The sequence below is a fragment of the Cesiribacter andamanensis AMV16 genome (assembly GCF_000348925.1).
Taxonomy (GTDB): domain Bacteria; phylum Bacteroidota; class Bacteroidia; order Cytophagales; family Cyclobacteriaceae; genus Cesiribacter; species Cesiribacter andamanensis.
The window spans coordinates 1-1,373 of the sequence record NZ_AODQ01000233.1; the positions used below are offsets into that span (position 1 = coordinate 1).

Sequence of the window (1,373 nt, forward strand, 5' to 3'; positions counted from 1 at the left end):
GGGGGCACAGATACCTTGATTCAAGTACCGCTAAATGAGATTGTATGAAAGCGAAAAACACCTTCGGTATTTCTTTCTTTATCAAGAAATACAAACGCAAAGGAGAACAGGCGCCGCTCTATGCCCGCATCACGGTTGACGGCAAAAGCCTGGATCTCTCCCTGAAACGGAAAGCACCCCTGCACAACTGGGATGAGGGTAAGGGAACCGTCAAGGGCAATAAAGAAGAAATCAGAACGCTGGCCGCTTACCTGGAGCAGGTGCGGAACCGCCTGTACGACTGCCGCCAGGAGCTGGAAAAAGAACGTAGGCTGCTGACGGCAGAGGCCATTAAACAGCGCTATCTGGGGGAGGATGAGAGCGGCAAAACCCTGGAAGAGCTCATGCAGTACCACGCTGAAGAAATGAAGGAGGAGTTGGCTCCCGGCACCCAAAAAAATTACCACACCACCTGTAAGTATGTGCGCCTCCTTTTAAAGGAAAAATATAAAACCTCCGATTTGTACCTGGAGGAGCTTAACTACAAATTCATCAGGGACTTTGAGAAGTTCGTAAAGAACCGCAAGCCGACCGATCATCATAAAGCTTGTGGCCAGAATGGGGCTATGAAGCACATCGAGCGCCTACGCAAGATGATCAACCTGGCCCTGAAAGAGGAGTGGATCAGCCGGGATCCCTTCCTGAAATTCAAGGCCAAGTTTGAAAAAAAGGAACGGGGATACCTAAGCCTGGAGGAATTGGAGAGGATCGAGCAAAAGCATTTTTCCGTGCAGCGCCTGGCCCTGGTACGGGACCTGTTTGTTTTCAGTTGCTACACGGGCGCCTCCTATGTGGAGGTAAGCGAGTTGACGCCCGATCAGGTGGTCAGAGGAATGGATGGTGCGCTATGGCTGATGGGGCAGCGGAAAAAGTCTGGTGAGTTCTTCAAGGTCCCGCTGCTCCAGCAGGCGCTTGCGATCATAGAGCGCTATCGGGATGATCCCAGGGCTCAGGCCCAGGGAAGGGTACTGCCAGTCCTCTCCAACCAAAAGCTTAACAGCTACCTGAAAGAAATTGCCGATCTGTGCGGCATTGATAAGAACCTTAGCTTTCACCTGGCCCGCCATACCTTTGCCACCTCTGTTACGCTGGCCAATGGCGTGCCCATTGAATCCGTAAGTAAAATGCTGGGCCATGGCAGTATTCGCACCACGCAAATCTATGCAAAGGTGGTAGAGCATAAGCTAAGTGAAGATATGCAGCGCCTGCGGGAAAAGCTCAACAGGTCAGGTGCCTGATGCACGGCTGTGCTGGCGTGGTAGATACTTTTTGTTTGCATTTATTGAGGCTATATTTTATATTGTTATCCAAGGCATTTTTTTTGATCGTCAGTT

General features: G+C 50.8%; 1 protein-coding gene. It reads left to right on the plus strand.

Going from position 1 to position 1,373, the window contains the following annotated elements; genetic code table 11:
- Positions 1 to 44 precede the first annotated feature (44 nt).
- Positions 45 to 1,277: a site-specific integrase gene (locus ADICEAN_RS20700; RefSeq protein WP_009197630.1), complete on the plus strand. Its 1,233-nt coding sequence runs from the start codon at positions 45 to 47 to the stop codon at positions 1,275 to 1,277.
- The last annotated feature ends 96 nt before the right edge of the window (positions 1,278 to 1,373 follow it).

What these genes read in the sequence shown, in the direction of transcription:
- ADICEAN_RS20700 (WP_009197630.1), top strand. Translation starts at nt 45, where the DNA reads ATGAAAGCGAAAAACACCTTCGGTATTTCTTTCTTTATCAAGAAATAC.